This is a genomic window from Streptomyces palmae, from assembly GCF_004684805.1.
GTDB classification, from domain to species: Bacteria; Actinomycetota; Actinomycetes; order Streptomycetales; family Streptomycetaceae; genus Streptomyces; species Streptomyces palmae.
On sequence record NZ_SRID01000375.1, the window covers coordinates 1 to 6675 of the forward strand.

Consider the following 6675-nt stretch of genomic DNA (forward strand, 5'->3'; position numbering starts at 1 on the left):
GCCCTGTGTCACCCCCGCCCAGCGCCGTGCCCGGCTCGGTGTCCGGCACCTGCTCGCCCCCTCCCGGCGAGCGGCCACCGTCGAGGACGTCGCCGACGCCCTCGTCGGGCTGCACGCCACCGACCCGGCCACCGTCTACCTCTCCGCCTGCGCCCGGCTGGCCGAGCCCGACCCGGCCGCCGTGGACCGCGCCCTGTACGAGGACCTCAGCCTGGTCAAGCTGCTCAGCATGCGCCGCACCCTGTTCGCGGTGACCACCGCGGTGGCGCCCTGCGTGGACGCCTCCAGCGCCCGGGCGATCGCGGTCAAGGAGCGCGCCACCCTGCTCAAGCACCTGCGGGAGCATGCCGAGGGCTGGGACGAGGCCCGGCTGGCCCGTACCGAGCGAGCGGTACTGGAAGCCCTGGCCGAACGGGGCGAGGCGACCACCTCCGAGCTGGCCGCGGACGTGCCCGAGCTGACGGAGCAGTGGGTGATGGGGCGGGGCAAGTCCTACGAGCGCAAGCACAGCATCGGCGGCCGGCTGCTGCGGGTGCTCGCCTCCGACGGGCACCTCCGGCGCTGCCGCCCGCGCGGCTCCTGGACCAGCAGCCTCTACCCCTGGGCGCTGGTCCCGCCGCTGCCGACGCTCCCGGTGAGGGAGGCCAAGGCCGAACTCGTCCGCCGCTGGCTCACCGGCTACGGCCCGGCCACCGAGGCCGATGTGAAGTGGTGGACCGGCTGGACGCTCACCGACACCCGCCGGGCCCTGGCCGACGTCGGGGCGGCGCCGGTGCTGTTGGACGAGGGACCCGGGTACGCCGCGCCCGAGGACCTCGACCCCGTCCCCGAGCCGGAGCCCTGGGCCGCGCTGCTGCCCGCCCTGGACCCCACCGCCATGGGCTGGCGGGCCCGCGACTGGTACCTGGACCCGGAGCACGTCCCCGCGCTCTTCGATCGGAGCGGCAACATCGGCCCCACGGTGTGGTGGAACGGCCGCGTCGTCGGCGGCTGGGCGCAGCGCGCGGACGGCGAGGTGGTCTGGCGCCCGCTCACCGACCTGGGCGATGAGGCCCGTACCGCCGTCGACCAGGAGGCGGCCCGCCTCGGCAGCTGGCTGGGCCCCACCCGGGTGACCCCCCGCTTCCGCACCCCCCTGGAGCGGGAACTGACCGCCTGAGGGGTCCGGCGGGCGCGGGTGCACCGCCGGATCCGGACATGCGGATGGCGGGCTACGGCATCCCCTTCCCGGTGCCCGCGGCGAGCCGGTGCCCGGTGGCCGGGAAGCGGACCGGCCTTCGCCGCGGCGGTGCACCGAACAGAACTCGGGATGGGGGCCCCCGGCCAGGGACTTCGGGAGCCCCGCGGGGACGTGAGGGGGCGGCCGCCGGAGGATGGGCTCCGGCGGCGGTACACACCGGGGTGCGGCCCCGCGCGGGCCACACCGGTATCCGAAGGGCCCCCGGGGGCATGATGACCCTGATGCGATACCGGCCTGAGGAGTGCGGATGGCGCGAGTGAACTTACGTGCCGCGTTCATGAGCGGCACCACGTCCACGGTGACCGCGCAGCAGGTGTTCACCAATCGAGTCGACGAGGTGGCGGCGTTCGGCCGATCACTGACCGAGCTGCACCGGGCCCTGGACGAGACGGAGATCTCCCCGGTCGTCGACCGGGTCCAGGGGCGGCGCAATGTGCTGGTGTTCTACGGGGTCGGCGGCATAGGCAAGACCACCCTCTCCCACGAGCTGGAGCGCAGGCTGCTGGCCGACTCCCAGGACTCGGGCCACGAGGACGTGCTCTCGGTGCGGGTCGACCTCTCCGAGGACGGTGCCTGCGACATCGAGGCGCTGCTGCTGCGGTTGCGCGCCGGCCTGGGACGGCTGGGTAGCTACTGGCCGGCCTTCGACCTCGCCCTTGCCTCGTACTGGGCCCGCGCCCATCCCGGAGAGGCGCTACAGGAGTTCCTGGACTCCTCGCCCACGGTGCGCCGCGCCTCGCGCGGTGTCGGCCTCGGGGAGCAGATCGCCGCCAATGTCGCCCAGATCGTCCCCGGTGCCGCGGGAGGCCTGGCAGGTCTCGCACAACGTGCGGCGCTCGGCACCTACCGGGCGATCCGGGACCGGGTGCGCGAGGGCAGACTGCTCTCCGAGTGCGAGCTCTTCGCCGAGCTGGTCGAGGCGGACGCCGACTACGAAACCCTGTCCTTCTTCCCCTATCTGCTGGCCTGGGACCTGGAGCGACAGCCGCGGCGGCGCCGGCGGCCACGGGTGTGCGTCTTCCTGGACACCTTCGAGGTACTGTCCGGGCGCAGCGACCGCACGGCCGAGCGGTTCGTACAGCGCTGCGTGTACCTCATGCCCAACGTCCTGTTCGTGATCACCGGCCGGAACCGGATCGACTGGGCCGACACCGGCGCGGGCGGCGAACTGGACTTCGCTGGTCCGCAGCGATGGCCGAACCTGCACTTCGGCAACAGCCATACCGAACCCCGCCAGCACCTGGTCGGCTATCTCTCGGAATTCGACGCGGACAGCTACCTCCGCCAGGCACTCACCCGGGATGGCGGGCCCGCCATGCCCGCCGCGGTCCGCGAGCGCATCATCTCCGGAGGTCAGGGGCTTCCGCTCTACCTGGACCTGTCGGTCTCGCACTTCGCGGAGCTGCTGGCGCGCGGCACGGAGCCGTCTCCCGAGGACTTCGGCGGTTCCTTCACGGCCGTCGCCACCCGCTCCATCCGCGACCTGCCTCGGGAAGAGCGCGATCTCGTACGTACGGCCGCGCTGATCGACCGGGTCGATGCCGCGCTGCTGCGCGCCGGGCAGCCCAACCTGCCGGACGGCTGCGTCGCACGATTCCTGCACCGACCGTTCCTGACCTACGACGACGCCTACGAGCTGCCGTACGCGCTGCACGGCGCCCTGCGCTCAGCCATCCGGGAAGCTGATCGCGGGCTACCGGACGGCTGGTCCGACCGGGACCGCGCCGAGGTGGCCGCCCGGCTGATGCGCCTGCTGGGTGCCCGGATCACCCCCACCACGGGCCGCGCCATGGTCGCCCAGTCCCTGGAGTTCGGGCTCCGGCTCTCCGCTGATTACGGGGTGTTCGAGGACTGGCTGGTCCAGGCCGCCCAGCGGCTGGTGGAGGCCGGGCAGTGGATGGGGCTGGAGGCCGGAGTCAGCCGGCAGACGGCCGGGCTGCCCGAGTTGCGGGCCGTCCGCACGGCCATCAAGGGCGTCCGACTGCGCCGCGCCGGGCGCGCCGCCGAGGCGGTACAGGTGCTGGACGGTGCCGATGCCGGCATGCCGGCCGACAGCCTCACCTCCCAGCTGGTACGCATCCACCTCGCCCACGCGCTACGGAACCAGGGCGACTACACCAGGGCTGCGGAGATCTATCGCGGGCTGCTGAACGGCTCCTTCGACCCCACCGCCCGCTACTGGCTGAGCGACTACGACTACCTCAACGGCCGGTTCGCCACCGCGCTTGCCGCACTACGCGACCGGCCGGGCGGCACCGCCGCGGAGGAGGGGGAGCGGCTGAGGCTCATCGGCCACATCTGGCGGGTCAACGCCTGCTTCGAGGAGGCCACCGGCACCTACACCGAGGCGATCACCCTGGCGCGGCGGGAAGGCCTGGTCGCCGCGGAGGCCAAGGCCCTGGCCAATCTGGCCCAGACCGTCTGCTGGTCCGGCGACACCACCACCGTGGCCGAAGCCGCGGACCAGGCCAGGGAACTACTCGACCTGGTGTCCAACCCGGTGGAACTGGTCAAGGTCCGCTCGGCCGAGGCGGTGGCCGCAGCCCTGGCCGGGGACCCGGTGGCGGCCGGGGCCGCGGTCGCCGACACCCGGCAACTGGCCGACGAGATCGGCTACCGGGGCGGACACAACCTCGCCGATGTGGCGCAGATCCTGCTCCAGACGCTCGACGGCGACCGGGACGGAGCCCGCCGCACCCGGGCCGATCTCGACGAACGGACCCGCGCCTCGGGCGGCAACACCTACTGGGTTCCCATCGCGACCAGTTGGCTGGAGGGCGCCGACACGGCAGCGGAGCGCCATCCCGCGGTCGAATGGGTGACCGGCGCCACCAGGGCACTGGACCGCTGGGCCGCGGTCATAGCGCGCCCCTGACCAGCGGGCCTGCCTCGTCCTGCGGTACGCCCACCAGAGCCACACGAAGGAGACCGGAAACGATGAGCGAACCCGTACGAGTCGGCCTGGTCGGCGTGGGGATCATCGCCCGGACGCACCTGGAGGTGCTCGCCGAACGGCCGGAGGTGCGGTTGGACTTCACCGTCGACCCGCACGCCGGGCCGCCGTCCTTCCGCGGTGCGGTCCCGCCCCACTACCGGGACATGACCGAGGCGCTCGAAGCCCACCAGCCCGACCTGATCGTCATCGCCACCCCGACGGACACCCATGCCCACCTGGCCGTCGCCGCCCTGACCGGCTCACGGGCCCGGGTGCTGGTGGAGAAACCGCTGGTGCACGATCTGGACTCACTTGACCGGCTGCGGGCCCTGGAGGGCACGGTGGACGTGCGCGGGCGGCTGTTCACCGCGCACCACTTCGCCTTCTCCCCCGAGATCCGCTGGGCCGCCCGGCAGATCGCCGAGCAGCCCCAGTGGGGCCCCGTCACGTCGATCACCTCGGCCTTCCACGACCCGTACATCCTCCGCGGCGAACAGGCCTTCGCGTCCTACGGCTCCAGTTGGATGGATTCCGGGGTCAACCAGCTCAGCGTGCTCGCCTGCTTCGTGGAGCCGACCGAGCTCGCCTCGGCCCAGGAGTGGGACGACGGGGCGAGCGCCTGGTACGTCTGCCGCTACCGCTCCCGGGACCGGCTGGGCAGCGCACGGCTGCGCACCAGCTGGCTCGCCGGTTCGAGCAGCAAGCAGACCGCCCTCCACTTCGCCGACTCCGACGTGGAGTTGTGGATCGACCACACCGCCATGACCGGCTTCGCAGCCCAGGAGGGCACGCTGCTGGCCAGCCATGGTGACGACGGGCAGACTCCGCGCAAGGTCGCCCACTACCGGCCCTTGTACGAGAGCCTGCTCTCCGACCGTCCGGACCCGGTCCTCGGTTTCGATGTCGCCGCGAGGGTCACCGAGCTCCACCGGGCGGCGCCTCGGCCCGCCGGGGTGGCGGGCCGAGGTGGGCGGGTCAGCCCTTGGCCTTCCAGGTGCGGGAGGCGGTGAGCTGCTTGCGCAGGGCCGGGTCCTTGACCCAGGCGGTGGTGTCGGCCGCCTTGGCGGTGATGGTGTGGGTGCGGCCGTCGGCCCGCATGCCGAGGGACTTGGGGGTGACCTGGGTGCGCCCCTTGGCGGCGGTGACCTGCTTGCCGTCCAGCCACCAGGTGAGGGTGGCGGAGGCCGGGATGTCGACGGTCAGCGCGGTGGTGGGGCGCAGGGCGGTGCTCGCCGGGGTGGTGCTGCTGAGGACGCTCGCGTGCCGGTAGAAGCCCGCGATCATCGCCTCGCGGCCGGGCAGGCTGTACTCGCGGCCCAGGCTCCGCATGATGGAGTTCTCGGTGGGGCGGTTGATGCCCTTGGGGTAGTAGGCGCCGCCCTCGTACGCACCCACCAGGCCGCCGTCCGGGGAGGTCTGGCCGAGCCACCGGTACCACTTCTTGCTCTGCGCCTTCATCTGCTCGGCGGTGAGCTTGGTGGCGTTGGCGGCGGTGGGTTCGGCACCGGTGTAGGTGCCGTAGTCCGGGTAGAAGTACTCGTCCGCCAGCTTGCCCAGGGAGTGGCCGGTCTCGTGCACCGCGATCTGGTCGGAGTCGGGGTGGTCGGAGGAGGCGGTGGCGATCCCGTCGTAACCCGGCTTGGACGTCACGTCGTTGTAGCCGGCGCCGCCGTACTTGGTGGAGTTGGACAGCACCACGACCAGGTCGGCGGCCGGGGCCTTCATCGCGTACGACTCGACCTTCTTCTCGTCCACGCACAGCAGCCGCTCCAGGCCGTCGCACCAGAAGTACGACTTCAGGGCGGTGTCCTTGACGACGTCCTTGCCCGGGTCGCCGGAGACGCCGGACTGCCGGGAGACGGCGTCCACCGACCAGACGTTGAACAGGTCGGTGTACGAGGCGTACGGCTGGACCGCCGACATCTCGGCCCACTTGGCGCGCACGTCGCTGTGGAAGTCCTCCTGCTGGTCCGCGGTGTAGCCGTCGCCGATGAAGACCACGTCCAGCTTCTCGGCGGTCGGGCCGTTGTCGACGACGGAGGTGACATCGCCGTCCGCGGCGGTCTGGGCGGGGGACAGCGCCCGTTCGACCCGCTGCAGACGCTCCGGGGTCGCGGCCGGCACCGAGGTGTGCCGGGGGTGCCCGCCCGGCTTGGTGAAGTACTCGACCTCCACCTCCGCACCGGCGGGCCCGTGCTTCGCGGTGGCGGGGTGCGCGCTCTCGGCGGTGGGGTGCGCGCTCGCGGTGCTGGTCAGGGTGGCGGCGGTGGCCGCGGCCACCACGACGGCGGCGACCAGGGTCGAGACGCGGGCGGATGCGGGTATGCGGCGGCGATGCGGATGGCGCACGGCGGGTACTCCCGAAGTCGGCTGCGTAATCGGCGAGTTAAGGACGCCTTAGGCGAAACTTAAGTGCGCCTCAACCTAGGCTGTCGCCCGGACTTCCGGCAACGCCCTTGCGGGCCTGTCGCCCTGCGGTCGGCTCGGGTGGGGGTGCGGG

Annotated in this window: 4 protein-coding genes; 3 read left to right on the forward strand and 1 reads right to left on the reverse strand. The window is 72.6% G+C overall.

The features are described from left to right. From E4099_RS27010 to E4099_RS27020, 3 genes are all read left to right on the forward strand, one after another. The coding region (locus tag E4099_RS27010) for a winged helix DNA-binding domain-containing protein (protein ID WP_245245202.1) at positions 1–1159 on the forward strand (1159 nt) is incomplete at its 5' end. Between the two features lie 328 nt (positions 1160–1487). Further along, a complete protein-coding gene (locus E4099_RS27015) occupies positions 1488–4115 on the forward strand; it encodes a hypothetical protein (RefSeq protein WP_135341741.1) in 2628 nt (875 codons plus the stop codon). A gap of 62 nt (positions 4116–4177) precedes the next feature. After that, positions 4178–5185, forward strand: coding sequence for a Gfo/Idh/MocA family protein (locus tag E4099_RS27020; protein WP_167828492.1), 1008 nt, complete (start codon positions 4178–4180; stop codon positions 5183–5185). On the opposite strand, the gene E4099_RS27025 is transcribed toward E4099_RS27020, so the two are convergent. Further along, a complete protein-coding gene (locus E4099_RS27025) occupies positions 5151–6524 on the reverse strand; it encodes a M64 family metallopeptidase (protein WP_245245203.1) in 1374 nt (457 codons plus the stop codon). The two genes, E4099_RS27020 and E4099_RS27025, sit on opposite strands and share 35 nt — an antisense overlap. Positions 6525–6675: the final 151 nt, after the last annotated feature.